We start from the raw sequence: 21,387 nt of genomic DNA on the forward strand, positions 1-21,387 counted from the left end.
GCGGAACTCGCCGTCCCCGCGGGCGTGGAGCGTCCTGAGGGTCCCGCAGCTCGGGCTTGCGCCCGCCGCGTCCGGTCTCAGCCGGCGCGGATCTCGCGGATCTCCGGGTGCAGGGCGAGGCGGCACAGGCAGTCCGGGTCAGCCTCGACGCGGATCGCCGCCAGCTGGCAGTCCCGGCACCGCCGCGCCCACCACGGCACGGTCCTCTCCGCCCCCTCCACCGCGCGCAGGTCCCCGGCGACATCCAGGACCAGCTGCAGCACCGGGGTCCCGGGGGCCAGCGGAGGCTCCCAGTGCTCCTCCTCGTGTGCGTCCACGGTCTGCACCACCCGGTCGAAGCGGGCCACGAGGCCGGAAAGCCACCCGGGGTCCCGGGCGGTGCGCCGCGGGGCGCCCGGCGTCGTCGTCGGGTCCAGCTCCGCCGGAACCTGACCGGGCCAGAACGGCTGCCCGTCCCGGCCGAGCAGCTCGGTGATCACCTGCTCCCGGCGCCGCCGCTCACGGCACACCCGGTGCACCAGCTCCGACTCCGGGTGGCTGCCCTGCCCCAGCGGCAGCGCGCGCCCGGTGCGTCGGGCGATGTCCGCGCACAGGGCCCGATCCCGGGCCAGGCCGACGTCCTGCTTCCGGTACCCCCGCTGCTCGACATCCCGGGAGGTCACCGGGTGCCGGTCCAGCAGCCACGGCAGCTCGTCCCCGGTCCGCTCGGTCAGCCCGCGGCAGATCAGGGCGGCGGGACCGGCCAGCCCCAGGCACAGCACCCGGGCGCCGCGGGGGATGCCGGCGAGCACGTGCTCGACGGAGACGATGGGCGGGGCGACGGCGGAGGAGTGGTCCATGCCACCCACCCTGGCAGATGCGTGGGCGCGGATCCCCGCTCATCCACAGGCCCCTCGTCCCGGACGGTGCAGGCAGGTCCTCGACGCGAGCGACGGCGGGGAGGATCGTGCGGCGCGCTGGTTCGTGCGGCGGGCAGGCGCCCCGGCGCGGCGTCGTCGGGCTAGGATCCTCTCATGCCCCGTCCCGGCCCCGCCCCGTCCTTCCCCGATGAGCATCTGCGCGTCGAGGGGGATCGGCCCGCGCTGGTGATCCGCCGCTCGGCGCGTCGCCGCAAGACCGTCTCCGCCCGCTGGGACGGGGACCGGGTGCTGCTGCAGATCCCGGCGAGCATGGGCACGGATCGGGCGCTGCGCCACGCCGAGGAGCTCCTGCCGCGCCTGCTGCGGGCCCGGGCCCGCCAGGGGGCGGGGGAGGGGGACCCGACCTCCCGGCGCCGCTCGGATGGGTTCCTCGCCGAGCGGGCCCGACGCCTGGCCCGGGAGCTGCTGGGGGACCGGGTGCGGCCCGTCTCGATCCGCTGGGTCACCAACCAGCGCACCCGCTGGGGATCCACCACCCCCGCCCGCGGCAGCGTGCGGATCTCACACCAGCTGTGGGAGGTGCCGGACTACGTGCTGGACTACGTGATCCATCACGAGCTGTGCCACCTCATCGAGGCCTCCCACGGCCCCCGCTTCCGGCGCCTGGAGGCCCGCTACCCCCACGCCGAGACGGCCCGGGCGTACCTGGCCGGGTACGCCCACGGCAGGGGTCAGGACCCGGAGGAGCCGTTCGAGGACTCCCCGGAGGAATCCTCCCCGTCCTCCCCGGAGGACGGATCCTCCGAGTCCGCCCCGTCCTCGTAGCCGCCGGAGAGCAGCTTCTCCAGGGCGGCGTCCATCTCCTCATCCGTGGCGTGGAGCAGGTCGTGGGTGGACTCGAACTGCTCCGGGTGATCCAGGTCCTCGTCCGTGGGCAGGTTCTCCGGGGCCTCCCACAGGGCGTCCCTGGCCTCGGCCCCGTGCTGCTCGCCGTAGGCGCGCCAGAACTCGGAGGCCTCGCGCAGGCGCCGCGGCCGCAGCTCCAGGCCGATCAGCGACCCGAAGGTCTTCTCCGCAGGTCCGCCCGCGGCGCGACGACGCCGCAGGGTCTCGGTCAGCGCGGGTGCGGAAGGCAGGTTGCCGGCGGCCCGTGCGCAGACGTCGTCCACCCAGCCCTCCACCAGGGCCAGCAGGGTCTCCAGGCGCCGCAGGGTGACCTCCTGGTCCTCCGTCAGCTGCGGGGTGAACAGATCCCCGGACAGAATGGTGCGCATCGACTCGGGGTCGGTGGGATCCAGGCTGCGGGTGGCCTCCTCGATCCGGTCCATGTCCACGTGGATGCCGCGGGAGTAGCGGCGGATCAGCTCCAGGATGTCCTGACGCAGCCACGGGGTGGCGTGGAACAGCCGCTGGTGGGCGGCCTCGCGCAGGGCCAGGAACAGCATGATCTCCTGCTCCGGCAGGTCCAGGCCCTCACCGAAGGCGGCGATGTTGGTGGGTACCAGGGCGCAGCGCTCCGGGGCCAGGGGGATGCCGATGTCCGTGGAGGAGACGGCCTCGCGGGACAGCTGCCCGACGGCCTGACCCAGCTGCATCGCGAACATCATCCCGCTGATCCCGCTGAGCATGGACGCGCCCTGCCCCAGGATGGCCTGCAGCTCCTGCGGGATCTGCTGGGTCATCGCCTGGCCCATGGCCTCCGAGACCGACGCCGCCACGGGCTCGGCGATCTGGCGGAACGTGTCGAAGCAGTGGTCCACCCACTCCACGCGCACCCAGGCATCCTCCGGCACGGCCGGACGGGAGAACTGGGTCTGCGCGTCCAGCCACAGCCCGGCCAGCTGCATCGCATCGCGCACGGCGGCCTTGCGGCTGCCGGTCAGGGAGGGGTCGGATTCGGCGGCGGCCAGCTGGCGGGCGTGATCCCGGGCCGCCTCCCAGTTCACGGAGCCGTCCCGGCTCATCCCGGACATCATGGCCTGGATCTGGGAGAACAGCCCGGACATCATCGCCGGGTCCATGGGCACGGACATCCCCCGCAGGTCCTCGGGGTTCAGCCCCTGCCCGGAGGACAGGCGGCGGAACAGCTCCTCGAAGGGGTTGCCGTCCCCCTCGCCGTGGGACTCGCGGTCGTCGGGGTTCTGGGAGTTCATGGCACCTCGAAGGGTCGGTCGGAGGCGACGGTGCGATCCGCCGCGCGGGCTCAGCCCCCATTAAAGGCCAGCCCAGGCCCGCCCGTCAGCCCGTGTCCGCTCCTGGCACAGTCCCACCCGCCGGGCCGACGCCGGACCGACGCCGGATCCGCCCAGGCCGCTGTGGGCTAGGATGGGCCACGCCCGTGAGCCGTCCCGGCCCGGCTGCCCCCGCCCCCGCGCGTCGCCAGCAGCCCCGCGCGGGCCACGCCCGAGCAGGAAGCCCCAGGATGCCCGAGACCCCGCAGCAGCACGACCCCGACTCCGCGGGGCAGACCGGGTCCGCCCCGCGCACCCTCACGCTGCGGCCTCGCCGCGCCCAGCGGCGTCGGGCCCGCCTGACCGGCCTGTGCGGTGCGGCCACCGTCGGGATCCTGGCCGCCGGGGCGCTGCTGGCCCCGCCGTTCGTCACCGAGGCGCCCGGCCCCACCTTCAACACGATCGGCGAGTGGAACGGGCACCAGCTGATCCGCATCGACGGCGCGAAGACCTATCCCGTCAGCGGCAGCCTGGACATGACCACCGTCTCCGTCGCAGGCGGACCCAACTCCCAGACCAACCCGCTGGCCGTGCTCGGCGCGTTCCTGGACCCCGGGCGCACGGCGCTGCCCGCGGACGCCCTCTACGCCCCCGGCACCAGCTCGGCGCAGGTCGCCGCGCGCAACAGCGCGGACATGACCGACTCCCAGTCCGCCGCCCAGGCCGCGGCCGCCGAGCACCTGGGCATCGACTACTCCGTGACCCTGCGGGTCGCCGGGCGGGCCCCGCAGAGCGCGGCCGGTCCCCTGGCGGAGGGCGACGTGCTGGTGGCCGTGGGCGGCACCCGGCTGAAGACCTACCAGGACCTCACCGACGCCCTGCAGCGCACCGAGGGCAAGGCCGTCGACGTCGTCTACCGCCCCGGGGGCAAGGACGAGCAGCGCACCGTGCGGCTGACCCCGCGGCGCGACGACGCCTCGGGTCGGTGGGTGCTGGGGCTGTACCTGAAGCCGGACTACCACTTCCCGTTCACCGTGGACTACGGGCTGCAGGACGTCGGCGGGCCGAGCGCGGGCACGATGTTCGCCCTGGGGATCATCGACGAGCTGACCCCCGGCTCCCTGACCGGCGGCAGGCACGTGGCCGGCACCGGCACGATCGACGCCCAGGGGAAGGTCGGGGCCATCGGCGGGATCCGGCAGAAGATGATCGGGGCCCGGCAGGCCGGGGCCACCCTCTTCCTGGCCCCGGCGGACAACTGCGACGAGGTCACCGGGCACATCCCTGACGGGCTGTCGGTGGTCAAGGTCTCCACGCTGGACGAGGCCGTGGAGGCCGTGCGCGGTGTCGGCGAGGGCAAGGACCCCGCCTCCTACCCGCAGTGCGGCTCCTGAGGTCTCCGGGTCCGGGGGCCTCAGGCGCTTCGCATCCCTGACCGGAATGGTCCGCGGCACCCCTTTCCGGGCACAATGGGAGGCACGACGCCGGGCCGGGCTTGCTCGCGCGGCGTCCACGGCCCCTGACCCGCACCGGGAGCACCCGCGCAGCCGCCTCGGCAGCGCGGGCGAGCGACCCCGGGGCGGCGCGGGGCCCGCATCCACCGCCTGCGACCTCGAGGACATCCGTGAGCCAAGGACCCCACCAGCCCGATGCGGGAGGATCCTCCCGCCCCGACCGTGCCGCGCGCGGCCCCGCCTCCTCGCGGCGTCGTCCCCTGATCATCACCGCGATCATCGTCATCGCCCTGATCATCGCCTTCGTGGCCGCGACCCAGGTGTACACCGAGGTGCTCTGGTACGACCAGGTCGGCTACCTCACCGTGTTCCTGCGGGAGAACGGCATCAAGGTCGGGGTCTTCCTCGCCGCCGCGGTGCTCATGGCCTTCGTCGTGTGGCTGAGCATGCGCCTGGCCTGGCGCCACCGTCCCGCGCGTCCGGCCGCCGGGCGCTCGCGGGCCGGGCGCGACCCCGCCCGGGAGCAGGCCCGCCGGGAGGGGGCCGGACAGGATCCGATGGCGGATCTGCGCGCGGCCTTCGAACAGAACATGGCCCGCTACCAGCAGGCCCTGGAGCCGATGCGCCGGGTGCTGCTGATCGCGGTGCCCCTGGTCATCGGGCTGTTCGGCGCGGCCACGTTCCTCACCCGCTGGGACACCGTCGTGCTGTTCTTCGCCCAGGAGCCCGCCGGGCGCACCGATCCGCAGTTCGGCCTGGATCTGTCCTTCTTCATGTTCACCCTGCCGTTCCTGCGCCTGGTCACCGGCTTCGTGCTGACCACCCTGATCTTCGCGGGCCTGGCCGCGCTGGTCGTGCACTACCTGTACGGCGGGATCTCGGTGGGGGAGCGGGGCCTGCGGGTCTCGCGCGCCTTCACCGTGCAGATGGGCATCACAGCCGCCGCGATCCTCCTGGTCGTGGGCGCGAACTTCTGGCTGGGCCGCTACGCGACGCTGCAGAACGACTCCGGGGACTGGACCGGAGCGATGTACACCGACGTCAACGCCGTGATCCCCACCAAGGCGATCCTGGCCATCGCGGCCGTGCTGGTCGCGGTGATGTGCATCGTAGGCGCGGTGGTGGGCCGGTGGCGCCTGCCGATGATCGGCACCGCGATGCTGCTGGTGGTCTCCCTCGTGGCCGGCGGGCTGTACCCGTGGATCGTGCAGCGGTTCCAGGTCCAGCCCACCGAGCAGTCCATGGAGAACCCGTACATCCAGCGCAACATCGACATGACCCGGGACGCCTACGGGCTCTCGGACCTGGAATCCACCAACTACGACGCCACGGTGGACTCCGCGAAGGGCGCGCTGCGCAACGACTCGCAGTCCATCTCCAACATCCGCCTGCTGGACCCGAACGTGGTCTCCTCCGCCTTCGCCCAGCTGCAGCAGTTCCGTCCCTACTACCAGTTCGGCAAGACCCTGTCCGTGGACCGCTACGACATCGACGGCACCACCCAGGACACCGTGATCTCCGCGCGCGAGCTGAACCCGGGGCAGAACCAGGACCAGGGCTGGTACAACCAGCACGTGGTCTACACCCACGGCTACGGCGTCGTCGCCGCCTACGGCAACCAGGTGGAGGCCGACGGCAAGCCCAAGTTCATGCAGTCCGGCATCAACGCCACCGGCGAGATCTCGGAGAACTACGAGCCGCGGATCTACTTCGGCCAGTCCTCCCCCGAGTACTCGATCGTCGGCGGCTCGGAAGGCGACGAGCACCTGGAGCTGGACCGCCCGCAGACCACGGACGACTCCGACTCCAACGACGCCAAGACCACCTTCAGCGGGAACGGCGGGCCCAACGTCGGCAACTGGTTCAACCGCCTGGCCTACTCCATCAAGTACCAGTCCTCCGACCTGCTGCTCTCCGACGGGGTGCGCCCGGAGTCCCAGATCCTCTACGACCGGGACCCGGCCGAGCGGGTGCGCAAGGTCGCCCCGTACCTGACGGTGGACGGCAACCCGTACCCGGCGATCATCGACGGCAAGGTGCAGTGGATCGTGGACGCGTACACGACGTCGTCCTCCTACCCGTACTCCGCGCCCACCTCCCTGGGCAGCGCCACGCAGGACTCGCGCACCCAGAACGGGCAGGCCCAGGCCCTGCCGGATGAGAAGGTCAACTACATCCGCAACTCGGTCAAGGCCACCGTGAACGCCTACGACGGCTCGGTGCAGCTGTACGCGTGGGACGAGGACGACCCGGTGCTGAAGTCCTGGCAGAAGGTCTTCCCGAACACCGTGAAGTCCTACAAGGACATGTCCGCGGCCCTGATGGCGCACGTGCGCTACCCGGAGGACCTGTTCAAGGTGCAGCGGGAGCTGCTGAACCGCTACCACGTGACGGATGCCAACAGCTTCTACGCCGGGGACGACGTCTGGAAGGTCCCGAACGACCCCACGACGGATTCGGACACGGAGCTGCCCCCGTACTACCTCTCCCTGCAGATGCCGGGGGAGGACAAGGCCTCCTTCTCCCTGACCAGCTCCTTCATCCCGCAGCAGTCGGACAGCTCGACCCGCAACGTGATGTACGGGTATCTGGCGGCCAACGGGGATGCCGGCACCGGCAAGGACGGGGAGCGCTCTCCGGACTACGGGAAGCTGCGGCTGCTGGAGCTGCCGCGCTCCTCCGTGGTGCCCGGTCCCGGTCAGGCGCAGAACAACTTCAACTCGGACACCGAGGTCTCCTCCGAGCTGAACCTGCTCAGCCAGGGCGGCTCCCGGGTGGTCAAGGGCAACCTGCTGACCCTGCCCGTCGGTGACGGCATCCTCTACGTCCAGCCCGTCTACGTGCAGTCCAGCGGGGATTCCGCCTACCCGACCCTGCGCCGCGTGCTCGTGGGCTTCGGCGAGAAGGTCGGCTACGCCCCGACCCTCGACGAGGCGCTGAACCAGGTGTTCGGCGGCGATTCCGGAGCGCAGACCACCCAGGACGCCGGGGTGGACGCCCAGGAGGCCGACGCCCAGGACGGCGAGAGCGGCCAGCAGGGCTCCGGGAGCAGCGCCTCCGGGGATCTGGGCTCCGCGCTGGAGAAGGCCAGCCAGGCCATGAAGGACGCCGACCAGGCCCGCAAGGACGGCGACTGGGCCAAGTACGGCGAGGCCCAGGACCGCCTGCAGAAGGCCCTGGACGAGGCCATGGAAGCCGAGGGCGCGACGGCTTTGGCCAGCCCGTCGCCGTCCGCCAGCGCCTCGGCGGACCGGTGAGCCGGCCAGGGCGCTGATCGTCCGGGCCGCGTGATTGGCCGACGCCGCGGACGCACCCTCCCTCGCGGAGGGGCGGCCGCGGCGTCATTCTATGTTCTGCGCCACAGATGCCCGATCGGAGTTGCGCAGGGTGGGGCGGGTCCGTATAGTTGAACAGGTCGCCGCGGGGTGGAGCAGTTCGGTAGCTCGCCGGGCTCATAACCCGGAGGTCGCAAGTTCAAATCTTGCCCCCGCAACGAGAAGCACGAGGCCCGGTTCCTGGATCACCAGGAACCGGGCCTCGTCGCATGTGCGGCCTCGCCCCGCCCCCCGGCCGGTTTGGGAGGGGTTTCGGCGTTTGGGAGCCCCGAAGACACACCCACACACCGAAACCCCTCCCAAAGCCGGCCGTGCCGCGGCTGGCCGCGGCCGAGGGACGGGCCGGGTCAGCGCAGGAACAGGGCACTCAGCCGCCGGGTCACCAGCACGATGCCGACGCCGGCCAGCACCGCGAAGTAGCCGACGTGCACCGCGAAGACCGGGGTGAGCAGCCCGGTGCTGAGCATCCGCACCATCTCCACCGCATGCCACAGCGGGAACGCCATGATGACCCACTGCAGGGCCGGCGGGTACACCGTGATCGGGAAGAAGGTCGCGGAAAGCAGGAACATCGGCAGCAGCACCACCATGATCCAGTCCATGTGCACGAAGGTGCGACAGTACGAGGTCACGGCCATGCCCAGGGCCGCAAAGCCGAAGGCGATCAGCAGGCACGCCGGGATCGCCAGCACCGCCGTCCAGGCCAGGCTGTAGCCCAGCACGCTCATCAGCGCCATGAAGGCGCAGGAGTAGAGCATCCCGCGGAACAGGGCCGAGGAGATCTCGCCCAGGGCCACGTCCAGCGGCCCCAGCGGCGTGGCCAGCATGGACTGGTACACCTTGGAGAAGCGCAGCTTGAAGAACACGTTCCACGTGGAGTCGTAGATCGCCCCGTTCATCGCGGAGGTGGCCAGCAGGGCCGGGGCGATGTACGCCGGGTACGGCAGGTCCTGCCCCTGGTACTGCACCGCCCCCACCAGGGCGCCGACGCCGATGCCCATGGACAGCAGGTACAGCATCGGCTCGAGCACGCCGGAGACCATGATCAGCCAGTTGGACCCGTAGGAGGTGGCCAGCCCGTGCTCGAAGACCGAGCGGGCGTTGCCGGAGTAGACGGTCTGGGCGAAGGGCGCCGGGCGCCGGTGGGCCAGCAGCGTCTGAGCTCCCGCTGCGGGCCGGGCGGGGGCCGACGTCGCACCGTGGGAGCGGGAACCGGCGCGGGAGCGTATGCCGGGGATGTGGGCGGGCGGGCGGCTCATCGGTCCTCCAGCTTCCGGGTCAGGGACCGGCGCAGCCACAGGATCCCCAGGACCGACAGTCCGAGGAGCACCAGCAGGTGCGCGGCCACCAGCCACGCCGGCTCGGCATGGCCGAAGGCCAGTCCGCGGGAGAGCTCGGCGGCGTGCCACACGGGGGAGATCCATCCGATCCACTGGATGCCCCACGGCAGCACGCTCAGCGGGTAGTACACCCCGGAGAACAGCACCAGCGGCATCAGCACGAAGCGGCGCACCATGGTGGATCTGCCGCCCTCCCGGTCCAGACCGGCGAAGTACCCGGCCACCGGCGCCCCGAAGGCCAGGGCCCCGAGCATCGCGACCAGCGGGATCGCCAGCCCCGTGCCCGGCTGCGGGAGCACCCCGAAGACGAGCATCGCGATCCAGTACAGCCCCGCCACCGCGGCGACCCTCACCTGGATCGCCAGCAGCACCCCGAGGGTCAGCTGCCCGGGGGAGACGGCGGCCTGGTAGATCGTGTAGTAGGTCTTGGCGTCCCACTGCGTGCCGCCGAGCACCTGGTAGGTGGATTCCTCCACGCCCACCATCACGGCCGCCGAGACCAGCAAGGCCGGGGCGACGAACACCACGTAGGACACCCCGTAGGTGTCCGCCCCCGTGCCGTGGCTGATCAGGGCGCCCAGTCCCAGCCCCATGCCCAGCAGGTACAGGACCGGCTCACCCAGCGCGGAGGTCAGCAGGGTCAGCCGGTAGCGCCAGTACACCCACAGCATGTGCTCGGTCACCCCCCAGAAGGCGGTGCGGCGGCGTCGGGCCGCGACCTGCGGATCGTCCAGGCCGGCTCGTCGGGCCGCCGGGGAGTACGACTGCGCGGTGGGCTGCGGATCCGCGACGGCGTCCTTCATTCGATCAGGCTCCGTCCGGTCAGGGTCAGGAACACATCCTCCAGGGAGGCGCGCCGGACCAGGCTGGAGCGTACGGGGACCCCGAGGTCGTGGCTGCGGGTCAGGGCCGCATCGGCGTCCTCGGCGTGGATCAGCAGCCGGTCCGGCAGCCGCTCGACCCGCCGGAACCCGCCGCGCTCGCGCAGCAGCGCGGCCTGCTCGTCCAGGACCATTCGATCCAGGCGCAGCTCCAGCACCTCCCGGCTCACGTGCTCCCGGATCAGGGCGGCGGGGGAGCCTTCGGCCATGATCCGGCCGTGGTCGATCACCACGATCCGATCGCACAGCTGCTCGGCCTCGTCCATGTAGTGCGTGGTCAGCAGCAGGGTGGTCCCGCTCTCGCGCAGTCGGAACAGCTTCTCCCACAGCAGGTGCCGGGCCTGCGGATCCAGGCCCGTGGTCGGCTCATCCAGCATCAGCAGCCGGGGCTCGTTGACCAGCGCCCGGGCGATGGTCAGGCGCCGCTTCATCCCGCCGGAGAGGTCATCCGCGCGCACGTCGCGCTTGTCGGTCAGCTGCGCGAAGTCCAGCAGCTCGGGGATCTTCTCCCGCAGGTACCACCGGGGCAGACCGAAGTACCGGCCGTACACGGCCATGTTCTTGGCCACCGTCAGGTCCAGGTCCAGCCGGTCCTCCTGCGGGACGACGCCGATGCGCGCCCGGATGCTGGGCCCCTGAACGTCCGGGTCCGCGCCGAGCACCTCCAGGTGCCCGCCCGTGCGCCGGGAGGTGGCCCCGAGCATCTTCATGGTCGTGGACTTGCCCGCCCCGTTGGGGCCCAGCAGCCCGAAGGCCTCCCCGGCCTCGATCCGGAAGTCGATGCCGTCCACCGCCGTGAACCGCCCGAAGGCCTTGGTCAGACCGGAGGCGACGGCGGCAGGGGCGGGGGCGGGCATGATCCACATCATAGCCGACCATGATCCCGGCGTCACCCGCCCGGAGGCACGCGCCGGAGGCCGTCGGCCGCGACGCCGGCCCCGCCGCTCAGCCCTGGGACTTCTTCAGCGCGGCCAGGCGCGCCTCCACCTCGGACTCCCGGGACAGATCCTCCAGGGACTCGAACTGCGCGTCCAGGGAGGAAGCGGACAGCTCCTGCGCCCCGCGCACCCGGGCCTCCTCCCGGCGCACCTTCTCCTCGAAGCGGCTGACCTCGCTGGTCGGGTCCATGACGTCGAAGGCCTTGAGGGCGTCGTTGACCTGGTTCTGCGCGGCCGCGGACTTCTGCCGGGCCGAGAGCTCATCCCTCTTGCGGGTCAGCTCATCCAGCTTGGAGCGCATCCGGTTCAGCCCGTCCTTGAGCTTGTCCACCGCCTCCGTCTGCGCGGCGATCTGCGGCTCGGCGGCCTGAGCCTCCTGCTCCGCGGCCAGCTGGCGCTGCAGCGCGATCTTCGCCAGGCCGTCGAACTTGTCCGCGCTCGCGGCATCGCCCTGCTCCCGGTGCCGGTCCGCCGTCTGGGAGGCGGCCAGGGCCTTGCGGCCCCACTCCTGGGCCTCCTTCAGGTCCTCGGCGTGGTCCTCCTCCAGCAGGCGCAGGTTGCCGATGGTCTGGGCCACCGCCTGCTCCGCCTCGGCGATGTTGTTCCGGTAGTCCCGGACCATCTGGTCCAGCATCTTCTGTGGGTCCTCGGCCGCGTCGATCATCGCGTTCACGTTGGCCTTCGCCAGCTGCGCGATCCGGCCGAAGATGGACTGCTTCACCATGGGATGTTCCTCCTGGTCGTGGTGGGTGGCTGTGTTCTGTGTGCTGGTCTGTGGGGCGGAACCCCGGTGCTTTCCGCGGCGGGTCCTCGGTCGAGAGTCCCTTCGGGTCCGGAGCTCGGCTCAGGAGCTGGTGTCAGAAGTTTCCTCCGGCCCCGCCGGAGCCGAAGCCGCCCCCGCCGCCGCCGAAGCTGCCGCCGCCGAAGCCCCCCGAGCCACCGCCGCCGAAGCCGCCGTGGTTCCCGCCGCCGAGCAGGGTGCCCAGCAGCAGCCCGCCCAGCAGGGCGGAGTTCCGGTTCGATCCGCCGGCCCCGGGGCCGGTGCGGAAGCTGCGCACGTCCGCATCAGCCCCGGACTGGGCCTGCTGGGCCCGCAGCAGCGCCTGGTTGGCCTCGGTGAGGGCCGCGGTGGGTTCGGCGTCGCGCAGCCGCTGCGCTTCGGCCAGGTGCCGCTGCGCCTCGTGCAGGGCGGTGCGGGCCTGCTGGCCGACGCCGCCGCGGCGGGCCGCCACGTAGTCGGTGGCCGCAGCGACGGCCGTCTGCGCGGAGATCAGGGTGTGGGCGAGGGTCTGGCGGGCCGAGCGATCCCGGGCGTGGGCATCGCGCACGCTGGCCAGGCCCTCATCCAGCTGCACGCGGGCCTCGCGCAGGCGCCGGGCCTGGGCCTGCGGATCCACGGGGCCTGCGGCCAGCTCAGCGCGGATCGCGGAGACCGCCTGGCGCACGCGGGCCGCCGCCCCGCTCAGATCCGCGTAGCCGCCCCGGCCCAGCAGGGCCTGCGCCTCGGCGACGTCGGCCTCGGCCTGCTCCAGCGCCTCCTCCAGGGAGGCCCGGGCCTGCTCCAGCTCGCCGGCCGATCGCTCGGCCGCGGCGATCACGGAGCGGACCTGCCCGGTGGCCTCCTCCGCGCCGCGCACCGCGAGCGCGGCGGCGGAGACCTCCCCGGCCTCCAGGTGGGTGCGGGCCTGACCCACGGACTCCGCGGCCAGCTCCAGCCGCCGCTCGGCCTCGTCCAGGGAGTCCAGGATCGGCTCCACCGCGCCGACGGCGAACCGTCCGGTCAGCTCGCGGATCCTCGGGCGGGTGCGCTCCAGCCGGGCGCGCTCCTGCTCGACGCCGCTCCCGGCCGCGGAGATCGCCTCGGCGGGGGAGTCCTCCAGTCGGCGCAGCCGGGCGAACTCCTCCTGCTTGGCCGTCAGGCTCGCCTGGGCGGCGCGGCACCCGCGGATGATCTCGGTGAGCCAGGAGCGCTGCTGCTGCTCTGTGTCGGGGATGTCGTCGTCCAGCTGCTGCTGCAGCTGGAAGCTGCGGGTCAGGCTCTCCCGGGCCTGGGCGAGGGCGGTCTCGAAGGGTCGCACAGCCTCGTCGCCGTACTGGGCGCGGGCGAACTCCAGCTCCTCGGCGCTGCGGGCGACGGCGTCGTCCGCGGCCACCAGCAGGGGTCCGGCCTCGGCGCGCAGCTGCGCGAGGTCCATCGCGTCCAGCGGATCCGCGGGGGCAGCGCCCGGGACCCGGGCGGCACCGGGGGCACCCGCGGCCTGAGACGGCGTGCCGGGGGTGCCGGCGCTCGTTCCGTTGGCGCGCCGACGCCGCCACCGCCACGTCCACACACCCACGGCCCCCGCGCCGCCGGCGGCCAGCAGCCAGCCGCCGCTGATCAGTCCCTGGCTGCCGCCGCCCCCGCCGCTGGAGGCGCGCGAGGACTGCGCGGCTTCGCGCATCCCGTCCACCGCGGCTTCGGCGGCACCCGTCCAGTTGGTGTCGCGCAGCTTCGGGAAGATCCGATCCTGGTAGATCCGCTGCTGCTGCTCCTGGGTGATCGGGCCCGAGGAGCTGGCCTCGAACTTGGCCTGGCGGGCCTGGGTGGCGATGACCAGCACGGCGTCGGTGGCGCCGAGGTCGTTCAGCTCGGAGAAGCGGCTCACCCAGGCATCGGCACCGGAGGGGTCGGTGAACTCATCCACCGTGATGACGTAGAGGGTCAGGTGCTGGTCCTCGGCCAGCCGGTCGATCGATGAATCCAGCGTCTGGGTCGAGCCCAGGACCCCGGCTTCGTCGACCACGCGCTGTCCGGGGGAGACATCCATCGGGGCCTGCGCCAGAGCGGGCGCGGCGCCGAGCGCGGTGCTCGCGCCGACGGCGGCCAGCACCAGCAGGGCGGACCGGTGGCGTCCTCGGCTCTCGGCGGTGGGGCGGGTTGGATGCTCCATGGCACCAGACTAGGCCACGGCGGCGCGGGGATCACGGGTTGTCCACCGTCGGCGCAGACGAGGCCGACGCGGCAAGGTGACGATCAGGAAACGTCCAGAATCCGCACACAGGGGGCACAGCCGAGCGGAGCACAGTGGAAGCGAGCATCGGGGCGCCGTGCGCACCGGCGCGGTCGCACCGCCCCCCCATCAGCAGGACCCGGCATGAAAGGCTCGAGGATGACCACCCCGCCCCAGGACCCCCACCAGCCCGACGGTCACGAGGACCGGACCCGGCCCCACCCGTGGGCCGAACAGGAGCCGTCCACCCGCCCGATCGGCGCCGACGCCGGCGCCCAGCGCATCCAGGGCACCCGCCCCGCAGGCACCGCACAGGAAGGCACCCGCCCGGCAGGCTCCGGGCAGGAGGGCACTGCGCAGGAGAGCACCGCGGCCTACCCCACCTGGGCCGGGCAGGCCTCCGGGGCGAGGACCCAGGAGCAGGCGGCCGCCACCGCCGAGCAGCCCACCCAGGCCACCCAGACCGCGGCCCAGCCCGCGGCCTACGGATACGGCTACGGCGAGGGCGGATACGGCGGCGGCGACGGCGGCTGGGGCACCGCGGGCCAGCCCATCTACCAGCCCGCCTCACCGCGGCGGGATCGCCGCCGGTTCGGCGCCGGCACCCTGATCGCCGGGATGGCGGTGGCCGCGCTGATCGGCGGGGGTGCTGCCGCAGGGACCACGGGGCTGATCGAGGCGAACTCCGCCTCCACGAGCTCCTCCTCCGGCAGCGGCGGCACGACCATCGTCAACGACCACAGCTCGGTCAACGAGGTCACCGCCGCGGCGCAGAAGGCCTCGCCCTCCGTGGTGACCATCGCCGTCACCGGCAGCGGGGAGTCCGGCACCGGCTCCGGGGTGATCCTGGACAAACAGGGCCACATCCTCACCAACACCCACGTGGCCACCCTGGACGGGGCCACCGCGAACGCGACCGCCGAGGTGCAGCTGTCCGACGGCTCCGTGCGCTCCGCGCAGGTGGTGGGCACGGATCCCACCTCGGATCTGGCCGTGCTGAAGATCGACGCGAACGGCCTGGACCTCACCCCGGCCACCCTGGGCGACTCCAGCAAGCTCAACGTCGGGGACACGGCCGTGGCCATCGGCTCCCCGCTGGGCCTGAGCGGCACCGTCACGGACGGCATCGTCTCCAACCTCAACCGCACGATCTCCGTGGCCTCCTCCGCGGCCCCTGAGGGCGGCGACACCGAGGACTCATCCCAGGGCTCGCCCTTCCAGTTCCAGTTCCCGGATAAGAACGGGCGCACCCAGACGACCCAGTCCAACTCCACGATCTCTCTGGCGGTGCTGCAGACCGACGCCGCGATCAACCCCGGCAACTCCGGCGGGGCCCTGGTCAACAAGGACGGCGAGGTCATCGGCATCAACGTCGCGATCGCCTCGGCCGGGTCCAGCAGCGGCTCCGAATCCAGCGGCTCCACCGGCAACATCGGCGTCGGCTTCTCCATCCCCGTGGACTACGCCAAGCGGGTGGCCCAGGAGATCATCGACGACGGGCACGCGACCCACGGGCTGCTGGGGGCCTCGGTGGCCTCCAGCCCCGCGGATGGGGACAAGTCCCAGACCTTCAGCGACGGCGCCGTCATCAAGCGGCTGAGCTCCGACGGCCCGGCCCAGCAGGCGGGGCTGTCCACCGGCGACGTCATCACCGAGCTGGACGGGCGCCAGATCACCGACGCCGAATCCCTGACCGCCAGCGTGCGCGAGGCCGCGGCCGGGCAGAAGGTCACCGTGAAGTACCAGCGCAACGGCAGCGAGAAGACCGCGGAGGTCACCCTGGGCAGCGCCTCGGACAGCTCCTCCTCCGGTCGCTGAGGCGGCTGAACCGCGTCGACGACGCCGCGCCGACCCCGATCCTTCCGGGGTCGGCGCGGCGTCGTCTCGCGTGCGCGGCCGAACCCTGCGCGGGCGACCCCGTGTGAAGCCACCCCGAGGGGTGCGGGACCGCGGGGCTGGGCGCTAGAGGACCCCTCCGAAGCCGTGCTGGCGCCAGGCCTCGTACACCGCGATGGACGCGGAGTTGGCCAGGTTCAGGGAGCGGCGCCCCGGCAGCATGGGGATGCGCACCCGCTCGGTGACGTGCGGATCCTCCTGCACCTGCCGCGGCAGGCCCACGGACTCCCGACCGAACATCAGCACATCCCCCTCCTCATAGGCGATGTCCGCGTAGCTGACCCGGGCCGTGGTGGAGAAGGCGAAGATCCGGCGCCCGGACAGCGCCGCCCAGGCGGAATCCAGGTCCGGGTGCACCGTCATCACCGCGAGGTCGTGGTAGTCCAGGCCGGCGCGGCGCAGGTGCGCATCCGAGAGGTCGAAGCCCAGCGGCTCCACCAGGTGCAGGTGCGCCCCGGTCACCGCGGCCAGGCGGATCGCGTTGCCGGTGTTGCCGGGGATCTCCGGGGTGTGGAAGAGGATGTCGAACACGGTCCCACAGTCTAGGCCCCCGCCCGGTGACGCAGGGCTCTTGCCCGGGACGCGCACGGCGCGCGTAGCATGGGGTGTCCGCCGCGGCGCCCCCGGCGTCGCCGAAGCATCCGTCGCATCCACCGCACCAGCCGCATCCACGGCACCCGCCGCACACGCCGCATCCGCCGGGAAGGAGCCCGCCATGGTCCGGGAGGCCTACCTCGACCACGCCGCCACCACGCCCGTGGATCCGCGCGCCCTGGAGGCCATGCTCGCCCAGCTGCGCGCCGGCGGCAACGCCTCCGCCCTGCACGGGGCCGGGCGATCGGCCCGCTCCGCCGTGGAGACCGCGCGGGAGCAGATCGCCGCCAGCCTCGGGGCGGATCCGGCCGAGGTCATCCTCACCGGCGGCGGCACGGAGGCCGACAACCTCGCCGTCAAGGGCATGTACTGGGCCCGGCGCGAGCAGGACCCCCGCCGCACCCGCATCGCGGTCTCCGCGGTGGAGCACCAGGCGGTGCGCGAGACCGTGGAATGGCTGGCCGAGCACCAGGGTGCCGCACTGGACTGGCTGGAGGTCGAGGCCGAGGGTCGGGTCCACCCGCAGACCCTGCGCGAGGCCCTGGCCGCCCACCCGGGACAGCACGCGCTGGTCGCGGTGATGTGGGCCAACAGCGAGGTCGGCACCATCCAGCCGGTCGCCGAGCTCGCGCAGATCGCCGCCGCGGCGCAGGTGCCCTTCCACACCGACGCCGTGCAGGCCTACGGCAGCCTGCCCGTGGACTTCCGCGCTGTGGGCGCGACCACCATGGCGGTGTCCGGGCACAAGATCGGCGCGCCCTTCGGCGTCGGCGCCCTGGTGGCCGTGCGCACCGCCCCCCTGCAGGCACTGATCCACGGCGGCGGGCAGGAGCGCGGGGTGCGCTCGGGGACGGTGGATGCCCCCGGTGCCGCGGGCTTCGGGGCCGCCGCGGCCGGGCTGGCGGATCTGGAGGCCGAGGCCGCGAGGATCCGCGGCCTGCGCGATCGCCTGGTGGCCGGGGTGCGCGAGCGCGTCCCGCAGGCCGTGCTGCGCGGACCCGCGGACCTCGGGGCGGACTCCCGCCTGCCCGGCAACGCCCTGTTCACCTTCCCCGGCTGCGAGGGGGACTCCCTGCTGTTCCTGCTGGACATGGCCGGGGTGCGCACCTCCACGGGCTCCGCGTGCAACGCCGGGGTCCCCCGCCCCTCCGAGGTCCTGCTGGCCATGGGCCTGACGGAGGCCGAGGCGCGCGGGGCCCAGCGGTTCACCCTGGGCCGCACCAGCACCGAGCAGGACGTGCGGGCCCTCCTGGAGGCCCTGCCCCAGGCGTATCGGCAGGCCAGTGCCGCCGGGATGGCCGATCATGTCCCGGGTGGCGCCTGGTGAGGCCGGGTCTGAGAGATAGGCAGCGGAACTGACGGACGAGCATGAGGAGGAGCGGAGCATGAAGGTCCTGGCGGCGATGAGCGGGGGAGTGGACTCCGCGGTGGCGGCCGCGCGCGCGGTGGATGCCGGGCACGACGTCGTCGGGGTGCACCTGGCCCTGTCCCGGATGCCCGGGACCTTGCGCACCGGCTCGCGCGGGTGCTGCACCATCGAGGACTCGATGGACGCCCGGCGCATCTGCGACAAGCTCGGCATCCCCTTCTATGTCTGGGACTTCTCCGAGCGGTTCAAGCAGGATGTGGTGGATGACTTCATCGGCGAGTACGCCGCCGGACGCACCCCCAACCCCTGCATGCGCTGCAACGAGAAGATCAAGTTCGCGGCCCTGCTGGAGAAGGCTCTCGCGCTGGGATTCGACGCCGTGTGCACCGGGCACTACGCCAGGATCGTGCGCGATCCCGACGGACGCCCCGAGCTGCACCGGGCCGCGGACTGGGCCAAGGACCAGTCCTACGTGCTCGGCGTGCTCACCGAGGCCCAGCTGGAGCACGCGATGTTCCCCCTGGCCGAGACCCCCACCAAGGCCGAGGTGCGCGCCGAGGCCGCCGAGCGCGGCTTCGCGATCGCGAAGAAGCCCGATTCCCACGACATCTGCTTCATCCCCGACGGGGACACCCGCGGCTGGCTCGAGGAGCGCATCGACCTGCAGGAAGGGCCGATCAAGGACACCTCCGGGCAGGTGCTGGGCACCCACCGTGGGGCGCGGGCCTTCACCGTGGGCCAGCGCAAGGGCCTGGCGATCGGGCGGCCCGCCCCGGACGGGAAGCCCCGCTTCGTCCTGGAGATCCACCCGAAGACCAACGAGGTCGTCGTCGGGCCGAAGGAGATGCTGGCCGTGGAGGAGATCCTCGGGATCCGGCAGAGCTGGGCCGGATGCCCCGTGCCCGAGGCGCAGGCCTTCCTGCAGGCCCGTGCGCGCGGGGAGGCCCCGGAGGCCTCCGAGGCCTTCGAGGTCATGGCGCAGGTGCGCGCCCACGCGGATCCGGTGCCGGCCACGGCCCGGCTGCGCGAGGCCGAGGTGGACGGGCGCACGGCCGTGCAGCTGGTGGTGCGCCTGCGCGGCCCGCTGCGCGGGGTGGCCCCCGGGCAGACCCTGGTGATCTACCAGGGCACCCGGGTGCTGGGTCAGGCGACGATCCACCGCGCCTACTCCCTGGACCGGCCCGACGTGGTTCCGGCCCCGTAGACTGCCCTGCATGAACGCGCACCACACCGAGGACGAGACTCCCGCAGCCCCCGCCTTCGACGAGCGGGCCAGCTCCCTGAGCGACATCGATCCCGAGGTCTTCGAGGAGCTGCTGGCCATGCGCGGCACGATCGACAACATCGACGCCGCCCTGATCCACCTGCTCGCCGAGCGCTTCCGCGCGACCCAGCGGGTGGGGCATCTGAAGGCCGAGCATCGCCTGCCTCCGGGGGACCCGGACCGGGAGGCCGCCCAGATCCGGCGCCTGCGGGCCCTGGCCGAGGACTCCCACCTGGACCCGGCCTTCGCCGAGAAGTTCCTGAGCTTCATCGTCAGCGAGGTGATCCGCCACCACGAGCGCATCGCGGAGCAGCACGAGAAGGAGCGCGCCCGGAATGACTGAACCCGGTCCGACCGAGACCGACCCGCTGCCTCGGCTGGGCGCGGCGCGGCTGAGCGCGGGCACCCGGGGATCCCTGCCGGGCACCGACATGCCCGAGTCCCTGCGGATGCTGCGCGGGGAGCTGGGTGACCCGCACCAGGGGGCGCTGCCCGTGCTGCCGGAGGCCGGCTGGGCCGGAACCCGCCTGGCGCGCACGGTGGCCACCCTGGGCGGCCTGTCCGCTGACCTGCAGGCTGCCGGGTGGCGGCTGCGGGAGAGCCCGGGCCGGGAGGCCCGCACCGCCGCTGCGCGGCTGAGCTCGGATGTGCAGGCACTGGCCGACGCGATCGGCGCGGAATCCGCCGGGCACCGCGGCACCACCGTGGTGGACCTCATCGGGCCGCTGAGCCTGGCCGCGGAGCTGCACCTCGGGGAGGGGCGGGCCGTCCTGGCCGATCACGGGGCGCGCCGGGATCTGCGGGAGGCCCAGCGGGCCGGTCTGGCCGAATACGTCCGGGCCCTGCGCACCGCGGTGGAGGGGGAGGACCTGGTCCTGCGGGTGCGCGAGCTCCGCGCCGAGCAGGTGCTGGCGGGCCGGGTGCCCACCGCCTCCGGTCTGCGCACCCTGCGCGCCGTGCCCCGCGGGGAGGCCCGCGCGGCCCTGAGCGAGCTGGCCCTGGCGGCCCGGTCGCTGGGCCTGGGCACGATCCTCGATCAGGGCGGGCCCGTACCCGATCCGGACCTGCGGGCGGAATTCGATGCGGTGGCCGTGCGTCCGGCGAGCACCGACCCGCGGGACTGGGAAGCCGCGGCCGCCGCGCACGATACCGGTCTCGGTCTGCGCCTGGGGGTGCTCACCGGTCCGGACACCCGGGGACGGCTGCCGGACCCGGGGCGCGAGGCCGCAGCCCTGTGGCGCACCTGGCGCAGCCTGGGCCTGGGGCAGGAGCACCTGCGGGGGATCGCGCTGGAGGAGCGGGCGGATCTGGATCCCGTGGCCCCGGAACGGGTCGCGTCGCTGCTGGGCGTGGGGGCGCGCACCGCGCAGATCCTGGCGGAGCTGGCCGCCGAGGACGCCGCGTAGGCCCTCCGCAGCCAGCGGTTCTCGCGTCGCTATCGCATGCCGTCATCTGAGCGCCGTCGCCGCAGCGGCCTCGGCACGGCATCGTACCGAGTCAGCCCTGCGGATCACGTAGGGTTGGAGTGCTCCCGTGCGCCGCGGAACCGGGCCAGGCCGCGGCCGGGAGGCGACAGCGGCATCGAGCGGGAAAGGGGCGCGAGTGAAAGCGCGGATTCTGGTGGTCGACGACGACGAGGCTCTGGCCGAGATGGTCGGGATCGTGCTGTCCAACGAGGGCTTCGAGCCGACCTTCTGCGAGACCGGGGACCGCGCCGTCTCCGCCTTCGAAAGCTACGACCCGGACCTGATCCTGCTGGATCTCATGCTGCCCGGGATGACCGGGATCCAGGTGTGCGAGAAGATCCGGGAGACCTCGGATGTGCCGATCATCATGCTCACCGCCAAGTCCGACACCGAGGACGTGGTGCGGGGGCTGGAGGCAGGCGCCGATGACTACATCGCCAAGCCCTTCAAACCGGCCGAGCTGCTGGCCCGCATCCGCACCCGGCTGCGCATCGGGGAAACCCGGTCCGCGGACCGCCTGGAGATCGGGGACCTGCACGTGGACCTGGCCGGACGCGCCGTGACCCGCGAGGGGCAGACCGTGCGCCTGACCCCCCTGGAGTTCGACCTGCTGGTCAACCTCGCCCAGGAGCCCGGGCAGGTGCTCTCCCGGGACACGCTCCTGGATCGGATCTGGGGCATGGACTCCGATGCCGACCGCCGCCTGGTCAATGTCCACATCCAGCGTCTGCGCGCCAAGATCGAGAAGGACCCGGAGAATCCGGAGCTGATCCAGACCGTGCGCGGGGTGGGCTACAAAGCCAACGCCCACCAGGTCCGCCGCTAGCCG

Annotated in this window: 17 protein-coding genes and 1 tRNA gene; 10 read left to right on the forward strand and 8 right to left on the reverse strand. The window is 72.9% G+C overall.

Annotated elements, in window-relative coordinates:
- Positions 1–77: 77 nt before the first annotated feature.
- Complete coding sequence (locus NQ707_RS01360; protein ID WP_058731686.1) at positions 78–839, reverse strand: hypothetical protein; 762 nt, start codon at positions 837–839, stop codon at positions 78–80.
- 174 nt (positions 840–1,013) lie between these two features.
- Here NQ707_RS01360 and NQ707_RS01365 point away from each other — a divergent pair, with 174 nt between their 5' ends.
- Positions 1,014–1,685 (forward strand): M48 family metallopeptidase, encoded by a 672-nt coding sequence (locus NQ707_RS01365; protein ID WP_081046319.1) that lies wholly within the window; start codon positions 1,014–1,016, stop codon positions 1,683–1,685.
- Here the strand turns inward: NQ707_RS01365 and NQ707_RS01370 are convergent.
- A complete protein-coding gene (locus tag NQ707_RS01370) occupies positions 1,592–3,013 on the reverse strand; it encodes a zinc-dependent metalloprotease (protein ID WP_064725187.1) in 1,422 nt (473 codons plus the stop codon). The genes NQ707_RS01365 and NQ707_RS01370 overlap by 94 nt on opposite strands.
- A 269-nt stretch (positions 3,014–3,282) precedes the next feature.
- Between NQ707_RS01370 and NQ707_RS01375 the strand changes: the two genes are divergently transcribed.
- The 3 genes from NQ707_RS01375 to NQ707_RS01385 all read left to right on the forward strand — a co-directional run bounded on the left by NQ707_RS01375 (position 3,283) and on the right by NQ707_RS01385 (position 7,978).
- Positions 3,283–4,425: a PDZ domain-containing protein gene (locus NQ707_RS01375; protein WP_064725188.1), complete on the forward strand. Its 1,143-nt coding sequence runs from the start codon at positions 3,283–3,285 to the stop codon at positions 4,423–4,425.
- Positions 4,426–4,655: 230 nt separating this feature from the next.
- Positions 4,656–7,742 (forward strand): UPF0182 family protein, encoded by a 3,087-nt coding sequence (locus tag NQ707_RS01380; protein WP_404434317.1) that lies wholly within the window; start codon positions 4,656–4,658, stop codon positions 7,740–7,742.
- Positions 7,743–7,904: 162 nt separating this feature from the next.
- Positions 7,905–7,978 (forward strand) — tRNA-Met (locus tag NQ707_RS01385).
- Between the two features lie 189 nt (positions 7,979–8,167).
- Here the strand turns inward: NQ707_RS01385 and NQ707_RS01390 are convergent.
- The 5 genes from NQ707_RS01390 to NQ707_RS01410 form a co-directional block, all read right to left on the reverse strand.
- A complete protein-coding gene (locus tag NQ707_RS01390) occupies positions 8,168–9,079 on the reverse strand; it encodes an ABC transporter permease (RefSeq protein ID WP_081046320.1) in 912 nt (303 codons plus the stop codon).
- A complete protein-coding gene (locus tag NQ707_RS01395) occupies positions 9,076–9,963 on the reverse strand; it encodes an ABC transporter permease (RefSeq protein WP_058731569.1) in 888 nt (295 codons plus the stop codon). Before NQ707_RS01395 ends, NQ707_RS01390 begins: the two co-directional genes overlap by 4 nt.
- On the reverse strand, positions 9,960–10,907 hold the full coding sequence (locus NQ707_RS01400; RefSeq protein ID WP_129357601.1) for an ABC transporter ATP-binding protein: 948 nt from the start codon (positions 10,905–10,907) through the stop codon (positions 9,960–9,962). Before NQ707_RS01400 ends, NQ707_RS01395 begins: the two co-directional genes overlap by 4 nt.
- A 79-nt stretch (positions 10,908–10,986) precedes the next feature.
- A complete protein-coding gene (locus NQ707_RS01405) occupies positions 10,987–11,703 on the reverse strand; it encodes a PspA/IM30 family protein (RefSeq protein WP_058731570.1) in 717 nt (238 codons plus the stop codon).
- Between the two features lie 133 nt (positions 11,704–11,836).
- Positions 11,837–13,909: a TPM domain-containing protein gene (locus NQ707_RS01410; protein ID WP_404434323.1), complete on the reverse strand. Its 2,073-nt coding sequence runs from the start codon at positions 13,907–13,909 to the stop codon at positions 11,837–11,839.
- Between the two features lie 219 nt (positions 13,910–14,128).
- Here NQ707_RS01410 and NQ707_RS01415 point away from each other — a divergent pair, with 219 nt between their 5' ends.
- Entirely contained in the window at positions 14,129–15,787 is a 1,659-nt protein-coding gene (locus NQ707_RS01415) for a S1C family serine protease (RefSeq protein WP_404434327.1), read from the forward strand.
- A gap of 144 nt (positions 15,788–15,931) precedes the next feature.
- On the opposite strand, the gene NQ707_RS01420 is transcribed toward NQ707_RS01415, so the two are convergent.
- Positions 15,932–16,396, reverse strand: a complete 465-nt coding sequence (locus NQ707_RS01420; protein ID WP_404434332.1) for a tRNA (cytidine(34)-2'-O)-methyltransferase — start codon at positions 16,394–16,396, stop codon at positions 15,932–15,934.
- 184 nt (positions 16,397–16,580) lie between these two features.
- Between NQ707_RS01420 and NQ707_RS01425 the strand changes: the two genes are divergently transcribed.
- The 5 genes from NQ707_RS01425 to mtrA all read left to right on the forward strand — a co-directional run bounded on the left by NQ707_RS01425 (position 16,581) and on the right by mtrA (position 21,384).
- Positions 16,581–17,786, forward strand: coding sequence for a cysteine desulfurase family protein (locus tag NQ707_RS01425; protein WP_404434336.1), 1,206 nt, complete (start codon positions 16,581–16,583; stop codon positions 17,784–17,786).
- Positions 17,787–17,844: 58 nt separating this feature from the next.
- On the forward strand, positions 17,845–19,032 hold the full coding sequence (gene mnmA, locus NQ707_RS01430; protein WP_404434341.1) for a tRNA 2-thiouridine(34) synthase MnmA: 1,188 nt from the start codon (positions 17,845–17,847) through the stop codon (positions 19,030–19,032).
- A gap of 10 nt (positions 19,033–19,042) precedes the next feature.
- A complete protein-coding gene (locus tag NQ707_RS01435) occupies positions 19,043–19,435 on the forward strand; it encodes a chorismate mutase (protein ID WP_058731379.1) in 393 nt (130 codons plus the stop codon).
- Entirely contained in the window at positions 19,428–20,498 is a 1,071-nt protein-coding gene (locus tag NQ707_RS01440; protein WP_404434343.1) for a hypothetical protein, read from the forward strand. Before NQ707_RS01435 ends, NQ707_RS01440 begins: the two co-directional genes overlap by 8 nt.
- A gap of 196 nt (positions 20,499–20,694) precedes the next feature.
- Entirely contained in the window at positions 20,695–21,384 is a 690-nt protein-coding gene (mtrA, locus tag NQ707_RS01445; protein WP_064725193.1) for an MtrAB system response regulator MtrA, read from the forward strand.
- The last annotated feature ends 3 nt before the right edge of the window (positions 21,385–21,387 follow it).

Source organism: Rothia sp. BD8, from assembly GCF_044878465.1.
Classification (GTDB): Bacteria; Actinomycetota; Actinomycetes; order Actinomycetales; family Micrococcaceae; genus Rothia; species Rothia kristinae.